Origin of the sequence: Rufibacter glacialis (assembly GCF_008271745.1) — a bacterium.
Taxonomy (GTDB): domain Bacteria; phylum Bacteroidota; class Bacteroidia; order Cytophagales; family Hymenobacteraceae; genus Nibribacter; species Nibribacter glacialis.
This window is the reverse complement of record NZ_VKKZ01000026.1, coordinates 152,974-177,533: the sequence shown is the minus strand read 5'-3', so window position 1 is coordinate 177,533 and position 24,560 is coordinate 152,974. Positions and strand designations below refer to the sequence as shown.

The following is a 24,560-nucleotide window of genomic DNA, read 5'->3' as shown; positions in this document are numbered from 1 at the left end:
TAGAAAAAGGCTGCCTTGGGTAAGGCAGCCTCGTGTTGCTTCGTGTTTATGAAAAGGGTTTCTTATTCTCGCTTGAACTCCCCGCTCTTAATGCCTTTGATGACCTTATACCATTTGAAGGGGTCAAGCAGTGGGTTGGTGGCCCCTGGGTTGTAGCCGCCCCTACGCATCTGGTGCTGATTCTGCAGGTTCATGTAGTTCTGGTGGTTGGAGGTAGCGTCCATGGGGGTATTGCGGAACATCTGGTCCAGGATCTGCTGGCTCATGGCGTTCTCGTGGTCAATGTCCTCAATGGGCGACTTCATGGCTAAGACCGCCTTGGTGAAGTCCCGGAACGTGGCGTACGGGAACACCCTGATCTCCGGCAGCATGGTAGGGTCTTCCAGCATCTCAATGATGATGGAATAGCTGTCTTTCTCAAACCGCTCCGGAATCACCAGAGACTGCTTCGCGTAGCCCAGAGAACTGAACACCACGCTATCGCCGGCCAGCACGGGCAGCGAGAAATACCCGTATTCATTCGTGTTGGTGCCCCGGCCCGCCTTGGGAATGTATACGCTGGCTCCCGGAATCCCTAAAAGGCTATCTCCTGCGGTCACTACCCCCGTCAACTGGATTACTTTTTTGGCTCCCTGGCCGTGGGCTGAGGAAAGGCTCATGCCTGAAACAAGGAATACCACCAAAAACAGGCGCCCTAGCCACGCCCATATGCGCAAAGAGGGAGGAGAAGAGAGAGAATTTAGCGTAGTCATGGGTAAGTTCGTTTACAAGTATAGGCTTTTTATGGTACTTTGTGCCGAAGAGCTTTAAAATAAATTTTACGAAGAGATACTCCATGAGGCTCAAGAATTTTAACGTCAGTTTTGGTGAACAAGTATTCAAAGCCATGAGTGATGTCTCCCGGATCAGGGTTCTCCACTTGCTGATGCGTAACAAGGAGATGTGCATCGCTGACCTGGAACTGGTGCTGGACTTTACCCAAACCAAAACCTCGCGCCACCTGATCTACCTCAAAAACACCGGCCTGGTATCTTTCCGCAAACAAGACCAATGGGCGTTTTATTACATCAAAGACGAGATGCTGGATTTTCTGCAACAGATGCTGGGCTACCTGGAAAAAGACCAATTGCTGCAGAAAGACCAGGAAGTGTACCAAACGCTTTTCTCTAACCGTGAACTGGCCATTAACCGCCTGCAGCAGCGGCATTTCACCGGCCTGTAGCTACATGATCTCCCTAGATTCCAAGAAACTTTATTTCCCGGCCCTTACCGGTTTACGGGCTGTGGCGGCATTTCTGGTATTTGCGCACCATGCCCAGCCTCAGGTCCCGGTGGCAACTGATTTCTTCAACCGGCTGTTCCAGGAGGCGCACATAGGGGTCTCCCTCTTCTTTGTGCTGAGCGGTTTTTTTGATTTCCCTCCGTTACAACCAAACCTTTGCGCAGGAAGGCTCTGCCGCCTGTCGGCAGTATGGGTTAAACCGCTTCGCCCGCATTTATCCGGTTTACCTGCTCTGTACCATCATTGCCCTGTGCTTCCGGCAGGACTTCGGTTTCGCTTCCTGGGTATTGAACCTGACCATGCTCCAGGGCTTCTTTGCTGACTTTTCCTTTACCGGAGTGGGCGTGGGCTGGTCCATGACCGTGGAGCTTTGCTTCTACGCCTTAGCTCCTTTGCTTCTCAGGCATTGGGGGAATTATGGCCTATTGAAGTGGATGCTGCTCTTGCTGCTGGCGGGGTCCCTGTTGGCAGCCATAGGACAGCTACCCCTGCCCTATGGCTTTGTACCAAACTGGACCTTTATGATCAGGTCTACTTTTTTTGGCCGCGGTTTCGAGTTTTTGCTGGGGATTTGGCTAGCGAAGAAGTACGTTCTTCCCTCTCCTGGTTCCTCTATCTCCTTTCCCTTCAGATTTCCCCCGGGTCTGTTGACATATAGTGGTGCGGTAGGAATTCTTTTGTGCATGCTTTTGCTGTCTCTGGTGCGGGGCTTCCCTCCAAGTGACCTTACTCTGGAACAGGCCGTCACCTTCCATGGCCTTAACAACCTGGTGCTACCTGTGTGCATAGCTGCTCTCCTTTTAGGGCTGGTGCAGGGGAAAACCTTTGCTTCTAGGCTACTGGGCTCCCGGATTGGGGAAGAACTGGGGAAAGGCTCCTATATTTTCTATCTGGCGCATTATACCTTCGGGTTTGACCTGTTGTATTTCCATATATGGTCTAACCGTTGGGGCGTCTTGCTTTTGCTCACCCTGCTCTCTGTGGTCGGTTATCATTTGGTAGAGGAGCCTTTGCGCCAATGGGTAGTGCGCCGGCGGCTTGTTCAACCGGCTACAGCGAGCTAAGACAGTAATGCCAAGGTAGCTTAGGCCTTGTTTTCAGAATTTCACCGGATAATCGGTCATCCAGGATGACCTTCTCTACTTTCCTGAAACTAAAAGCCGCCGTATTGGTTTTAAAATAACACCTTTGCTTTTTGGTAGCCTTACCAGAAGGAACGCAGCTTTTTATGAGAACTTCAAAAACTTACCGTCACCTGTTCTTTGACCTGGACCACACGCTCTGGGACTTTGAGAAGAACTCTGAAGAGACGCTTTACCACCTGTATGACCATTTCAAGCTGGAGGAGCTAGGCAACTTCTCCCGTGACTCCTTTTACCGGAAGTACAGCTTTGTGAACCAACGCATGTGGGACCTTTACCATAAAGGGAAAATCACGCAGCAGCAACTGCGCGAGAACCGGTTTATCAAGTGTCTCACGGGCCTGGGCATGGACGCTTCAGATATTCCTGTGGGCATTAGCCAGGCCTTCACCGATATCTGCCCTACCAAAACGGCCGTTTTCCCTTTTACCCACGAGGTCCTGGGTTACCTTCAGGAAAAGTATGTGCTGCACATCATCACCAACGGGTTCAAAGACGTGCAGTACATCAAGCTTAAATCAGCTAACTTGGATACGTACTTCTCTGAGATCATCACCTCAGAGTGCATCAACTGCACCAAGCCAGACAAGCGGATCTTTCAGCATGCATTGGAGCGGGCCGGAGTTACCGCCAAAGAAAGCCTCATGATCGGAGACAGCCTGGAAGCGGATATTCTGGGGGCTATGAATGCCGGCATTGACCAGGTTTTCTTTAACCCAGAGAAGAAGCGACCACGCCTGCGCCCCACCTATGAAGTGCATTGCCTTAGTCAGCTAAAGGAATTTCTGTAAGCGTTTTAGGCCAAATTTTGACAGAACAGCCGCAAAACGGGAACTGGGCCGCCGTAGGATTTGTCTATAATTTGGTTACTTTTGCCGGCATCGGCCGTAAAAGGCCATGGAAGTTCTTTCACAATTGGGGATGACCGGAATTGACAGCTTGAGCAAGCTGGGTGTAAGCATGTCGGGAGTTGGCAGTTTTCCCGTAAATCAGAATTGACCGAACATTATCTGGCGAGTCTAACTACGCCATGGCTGCCTAGTCTAGGTACTAAGCATTTTGCCATTGTCCTGCAGTCCCTCGGAACGGTGGGAACTGGTCACAGGGCATCGTAATGCCGTTCTAGTGTAGGCCAAGGTGCGGGGCCTGCATGAAACCAAAGCATCTAAGGTGACTTCATAGGCCAGGCTTGGGCCTGGAGCCACACGAAAAACCAACCAAGACTAAACATGTAGAAAGCGCTCAAGTTTCCTTGTCTGGACCAGGGTTCGAATCCCTGCATCTCCACTAATAAAAGCCCTTGTTACTGAATAGTAGCAAGGGCTTTTTGTTTACTTTGTGCATATCTCGAGCCCTATCCAAGAACTATAATTACAAAGTTTTCTCTTTTGTCAGTTGATGCTTAAAGAATAAAATCTGTCCTATACGGAACCTAAATTAACTGAACATCAAAACTCACTTTTTATTTGAGGCCTTTCCAACTACTCAGCTACCCCCTTTCAACTTGAAGGTTGGCACCCAACCGCAACCCTCTGAATATCCCAGTGAAAATGTTCTTTTGCATTGGGGAGATGTCTTTCTTCCGGGTGACCTGTCTACGTACCCGTTAATAATGATTTTGCTATCTTTCCTCATCACTTGGATCAGGGAATATTGCGATGGCTTCCTTTCAGCTCCTTGACTGCCAACTATCCATTTGGGAAACCTGTGATAGAGGCCTAAGCTGAGGTTTTCCAGGTGCTCTGCCTCTAGGTCATGCAATAGAAAATACCATAAAGACTTCCTCTTGAACCTATCCGGGTCCTCTCCTGAAACGTCATATTGATTCATGACAAACCTGTAGAAACGCTTCGATTGCGTCAGGTCAAGGAACGCATGCATGTCCTCCGGCTGCCCACCAAATAAAAGAGCGGAGCCTTACCCAATAGAAGCACGCTGAGCAAGATGAGCAGGCACTCCCTATGGCGATGTCTACTTTTTGCTCGCCCATATCCAACTGCTGGGAGGGTTTAAGCGCCCATGGAGATTAGGGGGGTTCAGTATCTTCTGGTCCAACTTGAACTCGCCTGCCGGCTTCCAATTTGACAAGAACTTTTGCTACGTCACGTCCTAACATTGATACTTCTGGAATTAAAAATTCGTGAATTGTTGCCATGAACTAAATTGGGTTATTTCCGCCACCTTCTCATTTAATAGGTCATCGTTTAAAACCTTAACCCTTCTCCTTCTTTCCTTCTCCCGCTATGGGCACCTTCAAAAGGCATTTTTGATGGTTACTTTTTTAGCGCTTCACTAGATTTTCAAAGCAGTCACCTTACTAAAAGGTTTTGGGCGGCATTGAATCCCATAATGACCTAAAATTATGAATTCATGTTAGAAGTCTTCTTCCAACTAATAATAGCTCAACATCAATGGGTAAAGCACTAGTCAACTCTACAGAAGTTAGCGACTTGGAACTACAGGAGGGAATGGAAGCATGCGTGACGAAAGCGCGATGTTTAACCTAAGACATATTTCATAAAAAATTAGTATAAAAATATCAATAAAGAACATTTAAAGACAAGAGTATTGAAAGTCCCCTTCTACGTTAATTATAACTAGTGCAATTATAAAAATATTTATATAAAACACATCCACATCTATTTCTTCTACAAGAATACCTAGGAGTTTTAATTTACTTAGATAATTAATTAAGCATCATTTAAATACGCTGTCTATATTTGCCAAGACAATTGTTTATACCAAATACGAACCGGGCATACATCCCTAAAAACAACACTCATGCTATAACAATTCCAACACAAGTAATTCATGCCTCTTTCACTCTAATAGAGTATATCTATAAATTTTCGAATACAATACCAATAAAAATTCACCTAATACACTTATTAGGCTGAACCTTTCATGCCCTTTTGTTTAAATAACTTTACGTTGCACTACATGGCCAACTTCTACCATTCTCCTAATTTCTTGAAGACACTAAGAAAACACCTTCATTTAGTGCTTTTTCTTTCTTCTACCCTTTTCCTTTCCTGCTCTGACCCTTTCTTTTCAGGCACAGAAGACCCTGAACCTATAATACCAGAGACCGCCATTAGTAATAGTTACTACCTCAGCAAAGATGGTGATGATGCCAACCCTGGCACTAAGGAAAAACCTTGGCGCACCTTGGCAAGAGTGAACTCAGTGGACTTAGAGCCTGGTGAAATAGTTTACTTGGAAGGGGGCAGTACATTTTCTGGAACCCTCTTGCTTGACTCCCTAGACAATGGGGCTAAAGGAAAGCCCGTGGTAATTACAAGTTATGGCCTTGGGATAGCTACCATAAATAGCGGACATAAAGAAGCCGTTATCATCAAAAGCAATTACTTTCATTTGAAGGCCATCAACGCCAAGGGAGCCGGAAGGAAAACAGGAAACACAACGAACGGAATTGAATTAACGAGGGCCCACCATGGTGTTGTTGAACAAGTAACTACGGAAGGATTTCAGCACTCAGGTTTAAAAATCTATAGTTGTCACAACATTGAGGTCATAAAGGTAACTGCCAAAGGCAATGGCTTTTGCGGCATTTATGTTACTGGTGAATTCCTTGAACAAAATGGGAAATACCTCCTCTCAGAAAATAGCGACCACCACTCCCGCAACATCACCCTCAAAAATTGCCTTGCCGAAGACAACCCAGGAGATCCGACTATTCTTGATAACCATAGTGGAAATGGCATTCTAATCGAGCTTACCAAAGGAGCCCTCGTAGAGCATTGCACGGCTACGAATAACGGTTGGGACATGCCTCGTACTGGGAATGGCCCTGTAGGCATTTGGGTGGCCTCCAGTGACAGTGTCATCATCCAACATTGCATCAGCTACCGCAACAAAACCTCTGCCGGAGGATTAGATGGAGGCGGGTTTGATCTCGATGGCGGCGTGACCAATTCTATAATTCAGTACTGCCTGTCTTACGAAAACGATGGAGCTGGATTTGGCCTCTTCCAATGGGATGGAGCTGGAGATTGGGATAATAACATAATCCGTTATTCCATCTCCCTTGATGATGGGAAAGGCCAATATGGAGGTTTTACCATTTGGAATGGCAGCAATGACAGCAAGCAGTTCTCTAATGCTTTCGCCTATAATAATGTGGTTATCAGCAAAAGATCATCAGGCGTAAAGTTCTTTGGCGACAGCAACAACAAAGGTTTCACCTTTTACAACAACATCTTTATCGGCCAAGGCCTGATAGTGGATGGCCCTTCCTCAGGAGAGAAGTTCCTAGGCAACACCTACTGGCAAGTACCCGGGGGCAACGGCATCTCCTTCAGGGGCCACCGCAGCCTGCAGGAATGGGCCAACGCCTCGGGCCAGGAGAAGCTGGACGGTAGGCTGGTGGGCCTGTTCACCGACCCCATGCTGGCCGGCCCCCTCACCACCTCCCTCACCGACCCCTACCAGCTCCACAGCCTGGCCGGCTTCCGGTTGCAGCCCAACTCCCCCCTCCGGGACAAGGGGCTGGACCTGCAGGCCCTCTTCCAGATCAAGCGCCCCCCACTGGACTTCTACGGCAACCCCAGCCTCAGCGGCACCGCCCCCGAGCCGGGCGTGCATGAACTCAAGTAATCAGAAAATAACCTATAGGGCATTCTTTGAATTCAAGATGCAAGCCAGGAGGACGAAAGCCTTATAGTCCCCTGGCTTGCATTTACCGCCTGCCTTAGTATGCATAAATTGCCTAACCCCAAGTTCTACTAAAAAATGGCTAAGCTATCTAATGCTTAATTTTATCTCAAACTCACTCTACAAGATTGCTTCTTATTTGGTTGAAGTTTCTTTATCAAAGCTATTTGTCGGGTGAAGACAACTGCAAGGGCCAGTAGATGCTCCTATTCAAGGCCTTTAAAAAATTAGAAAAGCAGTAAATTGACCGGTTGGGTTATGGCATGCAGCCTAAACCAAGGTATTTTGGACAATTTCTTGTGTAACCCTTTTGATTGTCCTGACCTCTGCCGCGCCTGGTTAAGGTGCTATTGGCTGCTATCTCCTCCGAGCACACGCCTTCTATGCTTATGGAATCTAAGGTTCCATAAAGTATCAAAACCTTTTTACGTCCTCAAGTCCACATAGTATAAAACTAGGTGCAAAGTTATATTAGTATTTATCAATATTAGGCAGTTCATCAGCAATCCTATGGACTGTTGGAGTGGAACTCACTATTTGTTGAAGGTACTACCTGTTCGCCTTCTACCCTAAATGCTTCCAGCCGTTATTGCAGACGGTGCAACTCATTGTTCAGTCCTGAGGAGGCCCAAAAGCTTACTAAGGGTGTTTGAGCAATGCTATGGTGAACCCAACTTAAGGTGGTAGAATAGATAATAATGCTTCGTAAATTTTAACTTCACTTGCAGCCTCATCTATTTGCAGCCTCATCTATTTGCAGCCTCATCTATTTCAGGTCAAGCAAAGGACAATCTATTCAATCTTATTCTCACACTATTATCCTACAATATCATTATATTTAAACAGGTATACAGAGAATTATGATAGTTGTAGCGAGATACTAGAATAGCATAGAAGGCGGCGGCCCCCTTATAATAGTTGGTGGAGAGAAGGCAGTAGTGATTGTCTCTGTTGAGAAGCACTTTATTTTATACCTATACTTAAAGGGAGTTTATAATAAGGTGGTCCCTTCTAACTTAGGAAAGGCGAACACCTGTGCCATCAAGCCGTACTGCTGCCATAGCATTTAATTACCCACTACTACAGTAAGTCACCAGCAAGCAGTAGCTCAGCCTGTTTATAGTCTGTTCAGATACTCTGAATGACCAGCAGAAGAGATCTGAATCTTAGAGATTGTACATTTAGGAAATTCTCAACGCCGCTTCATGCCACCCAAAACATGGCATTGAGGAATTGGCTTATCTTTGGTTGTGCGTCAAATGTCAATTGCATACTTGGCAACATCTCACAGGCACATTTACCCAAACTTAGCCATAAAACTGCAACGTTCTTTAACCTCCCCTTGCCTTATAAAACATAACGCACAAATCATTCGTCGATTGTTAACACCACCTAGTGTAGGAAGAAAACTTCACTTCTTAACATTACAACCTTTGCAAAAACTAGGGCAAGAAACAATATTGGTTTTTTTATAGTTAAAACCATCATCATAATATTTTCGTATTTTAAATCTAACTTTTTTATTATTACTTTGAACTTTATAAATAACCTCACAAATTTTTATGCAAAACTCATCTCTAATATTTAATTTAATAAATACAAAAAGAAATTTTTTAAATCTATATATTATTATTATCTACTCATCTTTTATAGGTGTATCCTGCAATGATGCTTCTCAAAAAGAAGATGAGCCAGGACCTCAAATACCCCAGGCTACTGTCGCTGTGGGATACTACCTTAGCAAAGAAGGAGATGACACCAACCCCGGCACCAAGGAGAAGCCGTGGCGTACCTTGGAACGGCTCAACACTGCAAACTTGGAACCAGGGGAGACAGTGTATTTGCAGGGTGGCACAGTTTTTCCAGGCACCCTCATCCTTGGCCCCGAAGACAGTGGATCCAAGGGAAAGCTCATCACAATCACTAGTTTCGGCACAGGAGTAGCTACCATTGACGGTGGCACTAAGGAGGCAGCGGTAGTCAGGTCCAACTATTTCAGGATTGCTAATTTGAACGCTAAGGGCGCGGGCCGAAAGGAGGGAAACACTGCTAACGGCATTGAATTAAACAGGGCAACCAATGGCACGGTCGAGCAGGTGACAATAGAAGGTTTCCAGCACTCTGGCTTGCGAATCTACAGTTGCCATAATATAGAGGCCATCAGGGTAGTAGCCCGCAGTAACGGGTTCAGTGGTATCCACGTAGCAGGTGATTTCGAGCAGCGCAATGGCAGGTATTCATTCCCAAATAATGAAAAGAACTTATCCAGGAACATTACCCTGCGCGATTGTGTGGCTGAGAATAATCCAGGTGATCCAAGTGTAGGCGACAACCACAGCGGCAGCGGGATCTTGGTAGAGATGACCAAGGTTGCCCTAATTGACCGCTGTGTAGCCACTAATAACGGCTGGGACATGCCTAGGGGTGGAAATGGGCCAATCGGAATCTGGACCCATTCCAGCGACAGCATCACCATCCAACACTCCATTAGCTACCGAAACAAAACTACTTCTAACGGCCATGATGGAGGGGGATTCGCATTAGACGGAGGAGTTACCAATTCCATCATCCAATACTGTCTCTCCTATGAAAATCAGGGGGCTGGCTACGGTCTTTATCAGTGGAGCGAAGCAATGGATTGGGCTAACAACACTGTCCGCTACTCTATCAGCATTGATGACGGATTACCTAATTATGGTAGTTTTAGCCTTTGGAACGGCAGCAATGACAGCAGGCAATTCTCTAATGGCCACATTTACAATAATTTAATAATTAATAGGGTTGCTCGCGCTTTGCAATTTGTATCGTTTGTTGCGAATCAAAATTTCAACTTCTATAACAACATCTTTATTGGTCAAGGCGAAATGATATCCGGCACATCCTCAAGTGATAAATTCCTGGGCAACACCTACTGGCAAATTCCTGGAGGTTACGGCATCTCCTTCAGGGGCCACCGCAGCCTGCAGGAATGGGCCAATGCCTCGGGCCAGGAGAAGCTGGACGGCAGGCTGGTGGGCCTGTTCACCGACCCCATGCTGGCCGGCCCCCTCACCACCTCCCTCACCGACCCCTACCAGCTCCACAGCCTGGCTGGCTTCCGGTTGCAGCCCAACTCCCCCCTCCGAGACAAGGGGCTGGACCTGCAGGCCCTCTTCCAGATCAAGCGCCCCCCACTGGACTTCTACGGCAACCCCAGCCTCAGCGGCACCGCCCCCGAGCCGGGCGTGCATGAACTCAAGTAATAGCCTGTACAATACACATCCAAGAACCTCCCGCCACCTCAAGCAAAGAACTTTAGGTGGTGGGAGGTTCTTGGGAATTAAAGCATTGTCTTAAAGGTCTTCATGGAGGTTTATCCTCTAGAAACCAAGGATTAGGGGTTGGCAAAACAGCCTGATTTATCAAAATCAGCCTAAAAGCAGGTAAAGCACAATCGCACTTACACTGAAAATAGTGGCGCCCTCTTCATCACAACCACAACTTTGAGTATCCCTGTCTCAAATAATATCATTGCCTCAAAAAGCACGACGAACACCTACCCTACTGTTCCAACTGAGCGACTGCCGCCGAAAAAAAAAGGAAAGCTTCTTGCATTTCCGCAACCTTAATCGCAACTTTACGATAAATCAATAGAACACCCTATGGGAGTCACCAAAACGCAGAACTTCACCGCAGAGCAGAACCAGATGGCCGCCTACGCGAAAGCCTTGGCCCACCCGGCCAGGGTAGCGATTCTCCAGTATTTGCTCAAGAAGCAGACCTGCATCTGCGGCGACCTGGTGGGTGAACTTCCGCTGGCGCAGGCCACCGTGTCACAGCACCTAAAAGAGCTGAAGGCGGTGGGCTTAATTAGGGGCACCGTAGAAGGCACTAGCGTCTGCTATTGCATTGATGCCCAGAAATGGGAAGAGGTGCGGGAGATTTTCCTGGGACTCCTTGCCTCGCCTATCCAATGCCAGGACAACTGCTGTTAAAAAAATTTACCTTTATTTATCGTAAAATTGCAATGATATGAACAATACCAATCTTCTTACCTGGAAGGCCTTCAAGGCCCAGTTAGAACAGCACCCCCACCTTCCGCTCCAGTTCCAATATGCGGCGGGCGCCTGGGTAGATGCCTCTTACCACATTACGGAGATCAAGCAGGCCCCCATTGTCTCTGTGGACTGCGGCGGCCAGATGAACAGTTGGACCGAGGTGATCGTGCAGTTATGGGAACCCAGCCAGCGCGACAGCGACCAGGCCATGCCGGTAAGCAAAGCACTTTCCATCATTGCCGTCGTGGAAAAGGTGCTGCCGTTGAACCCGCTGGGCATTGTGAAGATAGAGTTCGGGAACTCGCAGTTTGACACGCGCCAGATGTACCCGGCCGCGTTCACGGTGCAGGACGGGAACCTGGTAGTAGACCTTACGCCAGACGCCACTCAGTGCAAGGCCATTGAGCGGGGCGGCAGTTGCGGCACCACGGCTTCCGGCGAAGAATGCTGTGCCCCCGCCCCTACGGCAGAAAAACCGAAGGTGCAACTTGTAGAATTGACCACCTTGCCGGGCAACAGCTGCACGCCGGGCTCCGGCTGCTGCTAAGCATCACCGCTAACTGTCCCTTTTCCTCTCTATTTTATAAAATCACATGAAAAACGTTCTTGTCCTCTGCACCGGCAACTCCTGCCGCAGCCAGCTGGCCGAAGGGTACCTTCGCCATTTTGCGAACGGGAAAGCCACCATCTACAGTGCCGGCATTGAGACCCATGGCCTGAACCCCAGAGCCGTAGCCGCCATGGCCGCCGACGGGCTGGACATCTCAGGGCATACCTCCAACCATATAGATGAATACCGCGAGGTTCCGTTTGACTATGTGATCACCGTATGTGACCACGCCCAGGAAAACTGCCCTTATTTCCCCTCCAATGCTATCCAGATTCACCACAACTTCCCAGATCCGGCCAAGGCCACTGGCTCAGAAGAGGAGATCACCGCGGCCTTCCACCGGGTACGTGACCAGATAAAGCAGTTCAGCCAGACGTTTGTGGCCGAACACCTGGAGAAATAAGCGCTCCCAAAGAACTGACTTCTACAGGAACAGGCCAATTGACCAGCCTATGATTTCAGCCTGTTTTGTCAAAAATACCTTTAAAGCATGTACCCTGGCCTTTCCCGGAGGCAGGCATTCGCCACCACAGAAACCAAAGCAACCGCATGAGTCAATGCACCATTGATAAAAGGAAAAGGCTCTCTACCCTGGACCGCTTCCTGACCGTCTGGATTTTCGTGGCCATGGGCGCCGGCGTCTTGGTGGGGTATTTGTTTCCGGACACCGAAGGGTTTATCAATTCCTTTCAGGTGGGCACCGTGAATGTGCCCATCGCCATTGGCCTAATCCTGATGATGTACCCGCCGCTGGCCAAAGTAAGGTACGGGCAGTTGGGGCGGGTATTCAGCAATGTGAAAGTGATCACCCTGTCGTTGGTGCTAAACTGGGTCATTGGGCCGGTGCTCATGTTTCTGCTGGCCATCCTCTTCCTGCGGGACTATCCAGAGTACATGGTGGGCATTATCCTCATTGGGCTGGCCCGTTGTATAGCCATGGTGCTGGTCTGGAACGAGTTGGCCGAGGGGGACCGGGAATACGCAGCAGGGCTGGTGGCCTTCAACAGCATTTTCCAGGTCCTGTTCTACAGTGTATTCGCGTATGTGTTCATCACCGTGCTGCCTACCTGGTTTGGGCTGGAAGGCAAGGTGGTAAACATCAGCATGGGGGCCATTGCCCAGAGCGTGGCCATTTACCTGGGCATCCCGTTTCTGCTGGGCTTCTTTTCCAGCTTTTTCCTGCGCCGCCTAAAAGGAGACACCTGGTACCAGACGGTGTTTATCCCGGCCATTAGCCCCATCACCTTGATTTCCTTGCTGTTCACCATTGTGGTCATGTTCAGTTTGAAAGGAAACCTGCTGGTGCAGATTCCGCTGGATGTGGTGCGCATTGCGGTGCCCCTGGTGCTGTACTTTGCCATCATGTTTGTGGTGAGCCTTTACCTGGGCAAGTCCCTGGGCGCCAATTACGCCCAGAACGCCTCGGTGGCATTCACCGCCACGGGCAACAACTTTGAGCTGGCTATTGCGGTGGCCATTGGGGTGTTCGGGCTGAACTCCGGACAGGCATTTGCCGGCGTGGTAGGCCCGCTTATTGAGGTACCCGCTTTGATTGCCTTGGTGAATCTGGCGTATTGGTTCCGAAGGAAATATTACGGCTCTGCGCCGATGCTCACCACGCCGGCAGAGGCGGCACGCAAGAAGGCAAACTGAAACGGGGGGGGGGGCGCGCCTGCCCTTCGCCGGGGTCCGTCCTTACGCAAAGTCCGTAGTTTTTAGGCACATTTTCTTAAAGTAGACCGAAAATCGAAATAGTGATTTTAACTTGCCATAGATTTCTCTGGGGTGGTTTCCCGGCCGGGGCTACTGTACCAGAGCGCTTCGTTTTCAGGGCGTTTTTCAAGAAACTCCCCTAAAACCGTTTTATCTTTTTCCTACCTACCCATGCGTAAACTATTGCTGTTGCTGATGGCTTTGACGGTGGCGCCGCTACTGCGTGCCCAAACCCTTACCTCCCCTGACAAGAACCTCTCCTTCAAATTTGAGCTGGGAGAGAAAGGCGTGCCGTATTACCAGTTAAGCTTCAAGAAGAAACCGGTCATCAAACCCAGTGCGCTGGGCATTGAGACCAAAGACGTGGCCTCTTTCCTGGACGGCTTCACCGTGACCAGCACCGAACTGAAGACGGTGAACGATACTTGGAACCCCATCCTGGGCGAGCAGAAAACCATCCGGAACCATTACAACGAACTGCTGGTGACGCTTACCCAGAAAGCGCAGAAAGACCGCGTCATCCGCCTCCGGTTCCGGCTGTTCAATGACGGGCTGGGCTTCCGCTATGAGTTCCCCAAGCAGAAAGAACTGAACTACTTCGTAATCAAGGAAGAACGCACCGAGTTCAACCTGGCCGGCGACCACAAGATCTTCTGGATTCCGGGCGATTATGACACGAACGAATACCCGTACATGACCTCCCGCGTCTCTGAGATCCCGAGCCTGCAGAAGAAGGCCACCGTGCAGATCTCGGCGCAGCAGCCCATTCCCAACCCCTCGGTGCAGACGCCTTCCATGATGAAGACCTCTGACGGCCTGTACCTCAACATCCATGAGGCGGCTTTGATCAACTACCCGGCCATGCACCTGAACGTAGACGGCAAAACGCTCAAGCTAAGCGCGCACCTCACCCCAGACGCCCTGGGCAACAAAGGCTATCTGCAGACCGACACCCAGACCCCGTGGCGCACCATTGTGGTAAGCGACAAAGCCACCGACATTCTGGCCTCCAAGCTGATTCTGAACCTGAACGAACCCACCAAATACCAGGACGTGTCCTGGATAAAGCCGGTGAAATATATTGGCGTGTGGTGGGAATACTTTGTGGCCGGCAAAAGCAGCTGGGCCTACGGCACCGAGACCAACGTGAAACTCACCGACGACTTCAGCAAACTCACGCCCAACGGCCGCCACGGCGCCACCACCCAGAACGTGAAGAAGCACATTGATTTTGCCGCCACCCACGGCTTTGACGCCGTGCTGGTCGAAGGCTGGAACATTGGCTGGGAAGACTGGTTCGGGAACTGGAAGGAAGAGGTGTTCGACTTTGTGACCCCGTACCCAGATTTTGACGTGAAGGAACTGCACCGCTACGCCGCCGCTAAGGGCGTGAAGATCATGATGCACCATGAGACGTCGGCCTCAGCCACCAACTATGAGCGCCGCCTGCACCAGGCCTTCCAGTTCATGGTAGACAATGGGTACAACTCGGTGAAAACCGGGTACGTGGGCCCTGTCATTCCGCGCGGCGAACACCATGACGGGCAATGGATGGTGAACCACTACATCCACGTGGCCAACACCGCCGCCCAGTACAAGATCATGGTCAACAGCCATGAGGCCGTGCGCCCCACCGGCCTGCACCGCACCTTCCCTAACTGGATCGCCCAGGAATCTGCCCGCGGAACGGAGTTTGAGGCCATGGGCGGCCTGGCCCCCGAGCACGCCACCATTCTACCGTTTACCCGCCTCATGGGTGGCCCCATGGACTATACGCCCGGCATTTTCCAGACGGATCTTTCTTACTACGGCACAGGCCACGGCAACCGCGTGAACACCACCCTGGTGAAACAACTGGCCTATTACGTGACCATGTACAGCCCGCTGCAAATGGCCGCAGATTTGCCCGAGAACTACGAGCGTTTCCCAGATGCGTTCCAGTTCATTAAAGACGTAGCCGCAGATTGGGATGAGACTTACGTGCTGGAAGCCGAGCCCGGTGACTACGTGACCACGGCCCGTAAAGCAAAAGGCAAGAACGAGTGGTACGTAGGCGGCATCACCGATGAGAACGTTCGCACCGCTACCATCAACTTCTCTTTCCTGCCGAAGGGCAAGCAGTTCCTGGCCACCGTGTACGCTGATGGCCCTGACGCGAGCTATGACAAGAAACCGCAGAGCTATACCGTGAAAAAAGTAGCGGTTACCTCCAAAAGTGTCTTGAAACAACGGTTGGCGTCTAGCGGCGGCGTGGCCGTGAGCCTCAAAGAAGCCAGCAAAGACGAGCTGAAAGGCTTGCCGAAACTATAAACCTCCCGGAGCCGGAACTTGCCGGTTTCTCCTTTATTTTTGAAAAACAAGCTAGAAAAGCCCCGTTGCCGGACGCAGCGGGGCTTTTCTTTTGTGTGGCATCAAGGCTTCAGGGGGAAGCCTTTGCCTTTCCGGTTGGTTCATGGCAAGGCTAATATGGAGCGCTCAAAACAACTGGTGGGCTTCACACAGGCCGGTTGTGGCTTTTTGGGTTGTTTTATGAAAACAAGCGATAAAACAGCGCTTGGTATATTTCCGTCGGTTAAAAAAAAAACTCCCCTCACCCTTCTAAAATTCAATTTATGCTCTAAATATGTTTTCTTGAGGAACTTATTTATAATTTTTGTAATTAAAAGTAAATAATTTAATATTTTTACAATAACGGTTTATCACACCTTATACCCTTTCCCCTATGCGTAAACATCTACTCGCGGTCTTACTACTTTGCCTTCTCCACTTGGGCGCACAAGCCCAGGCCCCTAAGCGGGAGTTCAGAGGCGCCTGGATTGCCACGTACGCCAACATCGACTGGCCCAACCGCTCCCAAACCCCGGCCCAGCAGCAGGCGGCTCTCATCAGCATCCTCAACCATCACCAGGCCACTGGTATCAACGCCATCTTTCTGCAGGTCAGAAGCCAGAGTGATGCCTTGTACTTGAGCAACTTGGAACCCATCTCCGCTGACCTGACCGGCACCCAGGGGAAAAACCCCGGTTGGGATCCCTTGCAGTTCGCCTTGGAAGAAAGCCACAAACGCGGCATGGAATTGCACGCCTGGCTTAACCCCTACCGGGCCATCGCGAACGTGAACGGTTTGGCGGCGTTTTCCGCGAACCACGTGGCCAAGCAACACCCTGAATGGTTGATCACCTCCGGCAACCTGCGTACCCTTGACCCCGGCTTACCCGCCGTGCGGGACCACATCATGACCGTGATCGCCGACATCGTGAAACGCTACGACGTAGACGGTATCCACTTTGATGACTACTTCTACCCCAACGCCGCTTTCAACGATGATGCCACCTATGCGGCCCACCCGCGCGGCATCACTGACCGGGCTGATTGGCGCCGTGACAACGTGAACCTGCTCATCCAGCGCGTGCATGACACCATCAACCTTATAAAACCGTGGGTGAAATTCGGGGTATCGCCTTCTGGCATTTACCGCAACAGCACCAACCCTGCTATTGGCACCAGCACCAGCGGCCTGCAGCACTACGTGTCTCTCTTCGCAGACTCGCGCAAGTGGCTCCAGGAAGGTTGGGTAGATTACCTGGCCCCTCAGGTGTATTGGTACATTGGGCAGCCGGGCGCCAACTATGGCGTGATTGTGCCGTGGTGGAACAACAATGCCTTCGGCCGCCACATCTACATTGGCATGGCCGGCTATAAAGTGAATGACCCGGCGCAGGGAACCGCCTGGGCAAATCCGTCGCAGATCCCGAACCAGATACGGCTGAACCGCCAAATGGACAACGTGCAGGGGCAGGCCATCTACAATACCAGCAGCCTGCGCAGCAGCACCAAGCTGGGCTTCCGAGACTCTTTGCGCACCAACTTCTACCAGAAGCCTGCCCTGCAACCCACCATGCCCTGGCGTGATGCAGTGGCCCCGGAGGCTCCGGCCGGCCTGGTCGCCACCAGATACGCGGCAGACTCAGTTTTGCTCACCTGGGAGAAAGCCCCGGAAACCAGCAATGAACTAGACAAAGTGTCCCGCTATGTGGTGTACCGCTCAGAAAGCCCGGTGTTTAACATCAGCAACGCAGAGCAGTTGTTGGCGATCACGGCTACGGCCGGAACCACCTACCGTGACAAGGTGCCTGACCCGGCCAAAACTTACTTCTACACCATCACCGCCGTAGACCGCTTCCATAATGAAAGCGCGCCTTCCAACATCACCGACTACACCGCCCCGGTTTTTGCGTGCCTCGGCAACCAAACCCTGACCTTGTCAGCGTCTTGTGGCGCCCAGGTACCCGACTACACCGGCCTGGTTTCCGTGACCGATGATGTTTCTGGCCCAGACGCCATTACCGTGACTCAAAGTCCGGCCGCCGGCACCCTGATTTCTGGCACCGGCGACTTCACCCTCACCCTGACCGCCACTGACGCCTCTGGCAAGAGCGCTTCCTGCACCTTCACCGTGCAGAAACAAGACGTGACCGCCCCAACCTTTATGCTGGCCGTCAGCCAGAACGTGTCGCTGCAAGCCGGTTGCGAGGTGGTAGTGCCGGACTTCATCACCGGTCTGACCGGCACTGATGATTGCGGTCAGGTGACCTTCACCCAAAGCCCAGTTGCGGGTTCCGTTCTGGCCTCCGGCCACGGCCAGAAGCACGTGGTCACCGTGACCGCCCAGGATGGCAATGGCAACTCCTCTGAGAGAACCGTCACCCTGAACGCCTTAGACACGACTCCGCCGGTATTGATCGTGCAGAACATCACGCGCACCTTGCAAAATGGCACCGTGTCTGTGACTGCGGCAGACGTGAACAATGGCTCTTATGACAACTGCGCCCTGAACACCGGTAGCTTCAGCCTGTCACAGACCACTTTCACGTGCGCTAACATTGGCACCAACACCGTTACCTTCACGGCTCTGGACGAGGCGGGCAATGAGGCGTCTGTTACAACTACTGTGACCATTGTAGGAGCTATTCCGGCACCTGCCATTCAGGTAAGCAGAACGGACCAGACGTACACCGGCCTACCAGAAAACACCCTTGCCTTGGGTTACGGAGCGCAACAGCTTATCCTTACTGCTACCAACGGCACCTCTGCGGCAGGGAACACCACCTATACCTGGAGTCCGGCTGCAGGCTTGAGCACCACCTCCTCAGGCACCACGGTCTTCACGCCAGAAGCGGCGGGCACCTACACCTTCACGGTGACGGTCACCAATGAATTTGGCTGCTCTGAAACTGCTCAGGTCACCGTACAGGTGATAGACGTACGCTGTGGCACCAAAGGTGAAAAAGTGCTGGTTTGCAACACTACCGGCAGCGTGTCTAACCCCGGCAGCGAGATTTGCGTCTCGCCGAATGCAGTACCGGCCTACCTGAAAAACGGAGGTTCTTTGGGTGCTTGCTCTGGAGGAACCATCACGGCTTCGCAGTTTACGGAAGCAAACCTTGTGATGGCACCGGTGCTTACCGCCTTCCCCAACCCGTTTGCGGAGCAGCTCACGGTGGAGTTCACCTTGACGGCCGCAGAACAGCAAGTGAGCCTGGAGCTTTATGACCTGCATGGCAAGAAACTGGCCCAACTGTACACCGGAAACGCAGTTGCCTTCCAGACCTACCGCATTCCGGTGGCCACCCGCACCTTGGTGGGCAGGTTCTACTATGTGCGTCTGGTGACCCCAGACAAGGTGCATACCTTCAAGATCACCCGCCAATAGAATAATACCATCCCTCACCAAAAAGCGCCTGCTGGTTTTCAGCAGGCGCTTTTTCTTTTTACGGTAGACTAAACGGGCGCAGATCACTGCCAGAGGAATACCTTTTCCTGGGTCTTTTCCTGGAATCAGGCTATAAGCCCTATAACCAGCCTGTAAATGAAGAACGCCCGCTTATGATCAGCGGGCGTTCTTCATTTACAGGCTGGTGTCTCCCTAGAACTCCATTTCATCGGCGCTGGGGCCGTAGCTGCCGGGAATGGGCACATTGAGCAGACGCAGGTACACGCCCAATTGCGCCCGGTGGTGAATGACCTGGCTCATGGTGTTGCGCAGCATGTCAAACTTAGACCCCGTGGTGTAAATCGTGTCTCCGTTCCTAAGTATCCATTCCTCGCACAGTTGTTCCTCCTGGCCCTTGGCCAATTGCGCGCGGCCGTCTTCCAGGGTCTCCTCAAAATAGGTCAGCAGTTCCTCGGTGCTGTTGATGACTTTGGGCGTGTAGGGGTGCTTCGCGAAGTCCAGCTCCGGGGCGTTCAGGGTCATGCCAATCCAGGAAGGCAGTTCCGCGAGGTGCGTGGCGAGGGTCCGGATGTTCATGCTTTTGGGATGCGGTTGCCAATCGTATTTATCGTTGGGGATGCGCGCCAACATCTTGCGGGTGGTTTTGGCTTCGGCTTCCAATTCTTTCTGGAGCACGTCTAGCACGGACATGGTTTGTACCTCTGACATAGTTTTCTTTTGGTTAGATGATACCCCAAAGGAACAACCACCCACTGACAACCCTATGGCAGCGCACTTTCAAGAAGTGAAAAGAATTTTCTTTTTTGCCTTGGCCTTATCTTTCATCGGCAAGCCGAAAGATTATTTAAGTTAGATTGTTGGTGATAACACCAACAATGGCGCGAAAAATTGGCACTGAAAGCCGTCATAAATATGAAGAGAACGCCCAGATGTTTATCATAAGCGAGATGCTGAAGGAGGCTAGAAAAGAAGCGAAGCTGACCCAGGAGCAATTGGCAGAAAAAGCAGGGACCAAGAAAAGCTATATCTCTAGAATAGAAAACGCACGAGGCGATATTCAACTTTCTACTTTGATTAGAATATTTGAGAAAGGCCTGAACAAGAAGATCGGCTTGACCTTCCTATAAGGATAGCAGTATCTTTCTTAATACGCCACCGGCAGCTGCTTCATGTACTCCCCAATGGCCATGTGGTCAGGTTTGAGAAAGGGCAGCTCGGTGTTTTTGAGGGTGAGAATGCGCGACACCCTGAAATCGCGGTAGTCCTGGCGATGGTGGCACCAGCCAATCAGGTGCCAGTTGAACGCGTAGAAAATCAGCCCGATGGGTTCAACCCGCCGTTGGCTCACTTCTTCTTTGTTGTTTTTATATCCGATTTCCAGCAGGCACTTTGTGGAGATGGCCTGCTGAATGAGCGCCAGGTACTCATAGTCATTGTTGAAACAGGCGGGCAGCTGCATTTTGATGTGGTGGTGCAGGAAATCCAACTGCTCTTTCTGGGTCGTGCGCAGCACGGCCTTCACCTTGTTCAGGGCCGTTGCGTAGTGCGTCTGAATGGACTTATCGGTGAACCCGAACACCATGGCCTCCATGAGCAGCAGCGCGCTGGCTTCCTCAGAGGAAAACGAGACCGGCGGCAGAAAATAGCCCTGCACCACAAAATAGCCTTTGTGCGGCTCAAACCCGATGGGCATGCCCTGCTCCCCCAGCGCCTTCACATCGCGGTACACGGTGCGCACGCTGATGCCGAAGGATTCCGCAATCTTCTCCGCAGTCACGTACTTCTTAGACTGCAGCATGGTCATGATGCCGAAAAGCCGGTCTACTCGGTTCATATGCCTGGGTTGATTTAAAGCGGTTGAGACTTCGGGGATTCTGGGTACCAAGGTAGAAAACCCGCCGCTCATCTGCCCAAAAAACTCCGTTTAGGGGCTATTTTTCAGAAAAAGGCCTCTAAACGGATTTATACGAACAGCTCCTTTGCCTTACTTCTTGGGGAGGATCTTCTTCAGCGCCTTTCCCACGTGCGGGGCTACGCGCGTGAACCCCAGGTCTGAGAGGTGGCTGCCGTCAATGGTGCCTTCGTGGTCATAGTCAGGGAGATCTTTAGCAGGCAGATAATGCAGGTTTTTGAATTTCTCCTGCTTGAGCTGCTCGTAGGCCTTCCTGAATTCCTGGTTCTGACGGGTATCATGTTGGCGTTTTTCCTGATCCCAAGGGGTGCTCTCCCTGAAAACGCTTTCCACCATGAGAATGGGCGTGTGGGGTTTGAGTTCGCGCAGGCGCTTGATGAACGGCACCGCCCGCTCCCTGATCTGCTCCGGCGACGGATTAGGCACGCAGTCCAGCACATAGACATCGGCGTCCATCTGGCCCAGCACCTCGGCCAAAGCTAGCTCCATCTTGCCGCTCCCGCTGAAGCCCAGGTTATAGACATCCAGGTTCAGCTGCCGGCTCAGAATGGCCGGGTACGCCATACCGGGCCGGCTGGCCGAAGCGCCTTGCGTGATGCTGGAACCATAGATAACTACTTTTCTGGTGGGCAGGAACCGGGCATCGGCTTTCTGGAGCGTTGATCCGGTCTCTACGCCCACGTGCACTTCCTCGGCGGCGGCGTACAGGGGCAGGTGCACGCGGTAGTGGCGCAGCTGGCCATCCAGGTTATTGATGACCAGGTGCTCATTCTGTTCTTTAGACGGCCGCGCGGTAGCCATATACTGCCATTCTTTCCCGTTCCAGCCATAAAGATCCAGGCCGTTTACTGCCGCGGGTGTCATGTTCCAGAGCGTGTTGTACTTGGCCAGCCGCCACCTGAGCTTGATGGACTTGGAGTTGGTTTGGAACGAGACACTGATCCCCGCCGAATTAGTCGCCAACCCGGCCACGGCTTTGGGCAAGCTAGGCCGCTGCGCCGCATCTATGCGATGGAAACCGGAGTCGCGCACGGTAGAGGATTGGCCCAGGATGCTCAGGTCACGGGCATTCACATAGGTGTACTTCACGCCAGTGCTGTCCTGTGCCACGGCTGCCTGACCGCCTAACACAACAAAGGCCCATAGAACCAAATTCAGAAATCTGAGAGAAGGCATAGTGAGATTTGATAAAGATAAAAGGTTGATGTTCGGCGGGCTACTCCACTGCCTGCCGTTTGCGTTTTGCGGGTTATTCTGAAAAAACAGCCTCTAAACAGAAGTATCGCCTTGAGGGAGGTATGGTGCTTTACACCTCTTCGCCCAGGCTCTTGATTTCCCTAAGGAAGGTATTGTCTTATTTTTGGCTACCTCTTGGAAGGCTTCCCCTCCAACTGCAACATTGAACCTGGGCCCGTTTAGTGCCTCTTTTTCTCAAAACTGCCGCTAATCTTGCAGGTAACGGGCCGCCTATCCGTCCTTTAGGCTTTCCCGGCGGGAAGTGTGGCTGGCAAAGGATGCCGGAACGAGATCATCCCAAACAGCAGGGCAAACAGGCCATACACCACCGCCAGCGGCCATAGCACCTGCCCTCCCGCCTGCGCGGCTTTCAAGAGAGCCAGGGCGCCTACCAGAAAGTGCATCAAGTTGCCTAGTGCCACCGGGCGCGCGTAAATACCACCGATAAGGATTCCTTTCGCCATCCAGTTCAGAATAGCAAACCCCAGGTACAGCGCCCCCAGCAGCTGCACCAACAGAGGCCCCAGTCCGGTGGCCTCGCTGCCAAGGTATAGCAACACCTCCTGCGGCATAAAAGAGGAAATGCCCCCTAAAAGGGCCATAAAAATAGCACTGGCAAGCATGACTAATCTGGTATTCATAGGTTTTGCAAGTTGGAAAGGGGTTATTGGGTTCCAAGATAAGGAAAGGACTTGAGGAACAAGCCCCGCCACAGCCGCTAAAAAAGAAAACCTGTTTTAGCCCCCTTTTCACCAAAAGGAGACCAAAACAGGTTCATGAGACACTATCAGTTATTCTTAGGCTACCGCCCGGGTTTTATAACCGCTGAAGCCATAGTAAACGATGTACAGGTAACAGAGCAAGGGCACCACAAAGGAAAGCTGCACGTCGCCGGTCACGTCTGCTAAGGCTCCCTGCAGGGGTGGCACAATGGCCCCGCCCACAATGGCCATCACCAGCAGTGAGGATCCCTGACTTGTGTGCGTGCCCAGCCCCTTGATGGCCAGGTCAAAGATGGTAGGGAACATGATGGAGTTGAAGAGCCCGATGGCGATCACCGCCCACATGGCCACGCTGCCCTGGGCGAAGGTCCCGATGAGCAGCAGCCCGATCACCGCCGCCGCGTAGAGCCCCACCGTGCGGTTAGGAATGAACCGGCCCAGCAGCAGCACCACGAAGTTCGCCGCGATCAGCCCCAGGATGATGAGCGCCTGGTTTAGGTCATAAATGGCGTACACCGCCCCGAAGGTCACCAACGCGATGGCCGCCATGATCCCGTATTTGAGGGAGATGCTGCGCAGCTGCGCCAGGGCCACCGCCCCGAAGAAGCGGCCCACCATGGCCCCGCCCCAGTAAAAGGCCAAGTAATGCTTGGCCTCCGACTCGTCCAGCCCCGCGATCTGGGGCAGCTTGAGGTAGTTGATGAGCATGCTGCCCACGGCCACCTCGCCGCCCACGTACATGAAGATGCAGATGATGCCCAGCACCAGGTGCCGGTGCCGCAGCGCGCCGGAGCCAGGCACAATGGCAGTGTCCCCGCCGGTGAGACGCGGCAGACGGGCCACCTTGATGATCACCGCAATGACGAGGAGCGCCACGGCCAGCCCCACGTAGGGCATCTTCACTGACTCAGCGGTAGCATCGCCGCCGCTCACCTGGTCAAAGATGAGGTAGCCGCCCAGTACCGGGGCAATGGTAGTGCCCAGCGAGTTGAGGGCCTGCGTCAGGTTCATGCGGCTGGAGGAGGACTCGGGCGGACCCAGGATGGAGACGTAGGGGTTGGCCGTGATCTGCAGCACCGTGATGCCCGAGGCAAGCACGAAAAGCGCCCCCAGGAACAGGCCGTAGGAGTGCAGGTCGGCGGCCGGCAGGAACAGCAGGCAGCCCACGGCCGTCACCACTAGCCCCACAATGATGCCGTTGCGGTAGCCGATGCGCAGGATGGGGTCGCCTTTGGTCACCGAGACCAGGAAATAGAGGAGCGAGACGATGAAGTAGGCCCCGAAGAAAGCCGTCTGGATAAGCATCGCCTGCCAGTTCTGCAGCGTGAAGACCTGCTGGAGCTTAGGGATGAGGATGTCGTTGAGGCACGTGATGAAGCCCCACATGAAGAAGAGCATGGTCACCGTCATCAACGGCCCCAGGTAATTGCCGCCGCCGGAGGTGACCCCAGCCGCCGCCGGCGCCTTCGCGCTGTTCGTGATTCCTGCCATAGTTGGT

General features: G+C 51.9%; 18 protein-coding genes, 1 other RNA gene and 1 pseudogene. 14 read left to right on the top strand and 6 right to left on the bottom strand.

Annotation, left to right across the window (positions count from 1 at the left end; genetic code table 11):
* Positions 1-62: 62 nt before the first annotated feature.
* Positions 63-659 (bottom strand): carboxypeptidase-like regulatory domain-containing protein, encoded by a 597-nt coding sequence (locus tag FOE74_RS20985; protein WP_192576646.1) that lies wholly within the window; start codon positions 657-659, stop codon positions 63-65.
* Positions 660-835: 176 nt separating this feature from the next.
* Between FOE74_RS20985 and FOE74_RS20980 the strand changes: the two genes are divergently transcribed.
* From FOE74_RS20980 to FOE74_RS20925, 13 genes and pseudogenes are all read left to right on the top strand, one after another.
* Positions 836-1,222 (top strand): ArsR/SmtB family transcription factor, encoded by a 387-nt coding sequence (locus FOE74_RS20980; protein WP_149100605.1) that lies wholly within the window; start codon positions 836-838, stop codon positions 1,220-1,222.
* 188 nt (positions 1,223-1,410) lie between these two features.
* The gene (locus FOE74_RS20975; RefSeq protein WP_149100604.1) at positions 1,411-2,346 is read left to right on the top strand and encodes an acyltransferase family protein; all 936 of its coding nucleotides are present in this window, start codon (positions 1,411-1,413) and stop codon (positions 2,344-2,346) included.
* A gap of 164 nt (positions 2,347-2,510) precedes the next feature.
* On the top strand, positions 2,511-3,215 hold the full coding sequence (locus FOE74_RS20970) for a YjjG family noncanonical pyrimidine nucleotidase (protein WP_149100603.1): 705 nt from the start codon (positions 2,511-2,513) through the stop codon (positions 3,213-3,215).
* A 126-nt stretch (positions 3,216-3,341) separates the two neighbouring features.
* Positions 3,342-3,714: a transfer-messenger RNA gene (gene ssrA, locus FOE74_RS20965) on the top strand.
* A 1,614-nt stretch (positions 3,715-5,328) separates the two neighbouring features.
* Positions 5,329-6,195 (top strand): annotated as a pseudogene (locus FOE74_RS21775) (hypothetical protein); the annotation flags it as partial.
* An 18-nt stretch (positions 6,196-6,213) separates the two neighbouring features.
* Positions 6,214-7,041, top strand: a complete 828-nt coding sequence (locus FOE74_RS21770; RefSeq protein WP_373288728.1) for a hypothetical protein — start codon at positions 6,214-6,216, stop codon at positions 7,039-7,041.
* 1,781 nt (positions 7,042-8,822) lie between these two features.
* On the top strand, positions 8,823-10,340 hold the full coding sequence (locus FOE74_RS20955) for a right-handed parallel beta-helix repeat-containing protein (RefSeq protein ID WP_188687105.1): 1,518 nt from the start codon (positions 8,823-8,825) through the stop codon (positions 10,338-10,340).
* A 399-nt stretch (positions 10,341-10,739) separates the two neighbouring features.
* A complete protein-coding gene (locus FOE74_RS20950) occupies positions 10,740-11,072 on the top strand; it encodes an ArsR/SmtB family transcription factor (protein ID WP_149100600.1) in 333 nt (110 codons plus the stop codon).
* A gap of 37 nt (positions 11,073-11,109) precedes the next feature.
* Complete coding sequence (locus FOE74_RS20945; RefSeq protein ID WP_149100599.1) at positions 11,110-11,682, top strand: DUF6428 family protein; 573 nt, start codon at positions 11,110-11,112, stop codon at positions 11,680-11,682.
* 46 nt (positions 11,683-11,728) lie between these two features.
* Positions 11,729-12,148: an arsenate reductase ArsC gene (locus FOE74_RS20940; RefSeq protein ID WP_149100598.1), complete on the top strand. Its 420-nt coding sequence runs from the start codon at positions 11,729-11,731 to the stop codon at positions 12,146-12,148.
* Positions 12,149-12,294: 146 nt separating this feature from the next.
* Complete coding sequence (gene arsB / locus FOE74_RS20935) at positions 12,295-13,398, top strand: ACR3 family arsenite efflux transporter (RefSeq protein WP_149100597.1); 1,104 nt, start codon at positions 12,295-12,297, stop codon at positions 13,396-13,398.
* 231 nt (positions 13,399-13,629) lie between these two features.
* Entirely contained in the window at positions 13,630-15,768 is a 2,139-nt protein-coding gene (locus FOE74_RS20930; RefSeq protein ID WP_149100596.1) for a glycoside hydrolase family 97 protein, read from the top strand.
* Between the two features lie 412 nt (positions 15,769-16,180).
* Positions 16,181-19,171, top strand: a complete 2,991-nt coding sequence (locus FOE74_RS20925; RefSeq protein ID WP_149100595.1) for a family 10 glycosylhydrolase — start codon at positions 16,181-16,183, stop codon at positions 19,169-19,171.
* Between the two features lie 213 nt (positions 19,172-19,384).
* Here FOE74_RS20925 and FOE74_RS20920 read toward each other — a convergent pair whose 3' ends face one another.
* Entirely contained in the window at positions 19,385-19,900 is a 516-nt protein-coding gene (locus FOE74_RS20920) for a DinB family protein (protein WP_308422745.1), read from the bottom strand.
* Positions 19,901-20,067: 167 nt separating this feature from the next.
* Here FOE74_RS20920 and FOE74_RS20915 point away from each other — a divergent pair, with 167 nt between their 5' ends.
* Positions 20,068-20,319, top strand: a complete 252-nt coding sequence (locus FOE74_RS20915) for a helix-turn-helix domain-containing protein (RefSeq protein WP_149100594.1) — start codon at positions 20,068-20,070, stop codon at positions 20,317-20,319.
* Between the two features lie 17 nt (positions 20,320-20,336).
* Here FOE74_RS20915 and FOE74_RS20910 read toward each other — a convergent pair whose 3' ends face one another.
* The 4 genes from FOE74_RS20910 to FOE74_RS20895 form a co-directional block, all read right to left on the bottom strand.
* Positions 20,337-21,026, bottom strand: coding sequence for a helix-turn-helix transcriptional regulator (locus FOE74_RS20910; protein WP_149100593.1), 690 nt, complete (start codon positions 21,024-21,026; stop codon positions 20,337-20,339).
* A gap of 150 nt (positions 21,027-21,176) precedes the next feature.
* Positions 21,177-22,214: an SGNH/GDSL hydrolase family protein gene (locus FOE74_RS20905; RefSeq protein ID WP_225840921.1), complete on the bottom strand. Its 1,038-nt coding sequence runs from the start codon at positions 22,212-22,214 to the stop codon at positions 21,177-21,179.
* Positions 22,215-22,582: 368 nt separating this feature from the next.
* Positions 22,583-22,981, bottom strand: a complete 399-nt coding sequence (locus FOE74_RS20900) for a hypothetical protein (protein WP_149100591.1) — start codon at positions 22,979-22,981, stop codon at positions 22,583-22,585.
* A 156-nt stretch (positions 22,982-23,137) separates the two neighbouring features.
* Complete coding sequence (locus FOE74_RS20895) at positions 23,138-24,553, bottom strand: sugar MFS transporter (protein ID WP_149100590.1); 1,416 nt, start codon at positions 24,551-24,553, stop codon at positions 23,138-23,140.
* Positions 24,554-24,560 lie beyond the last annotated feature (7 nt).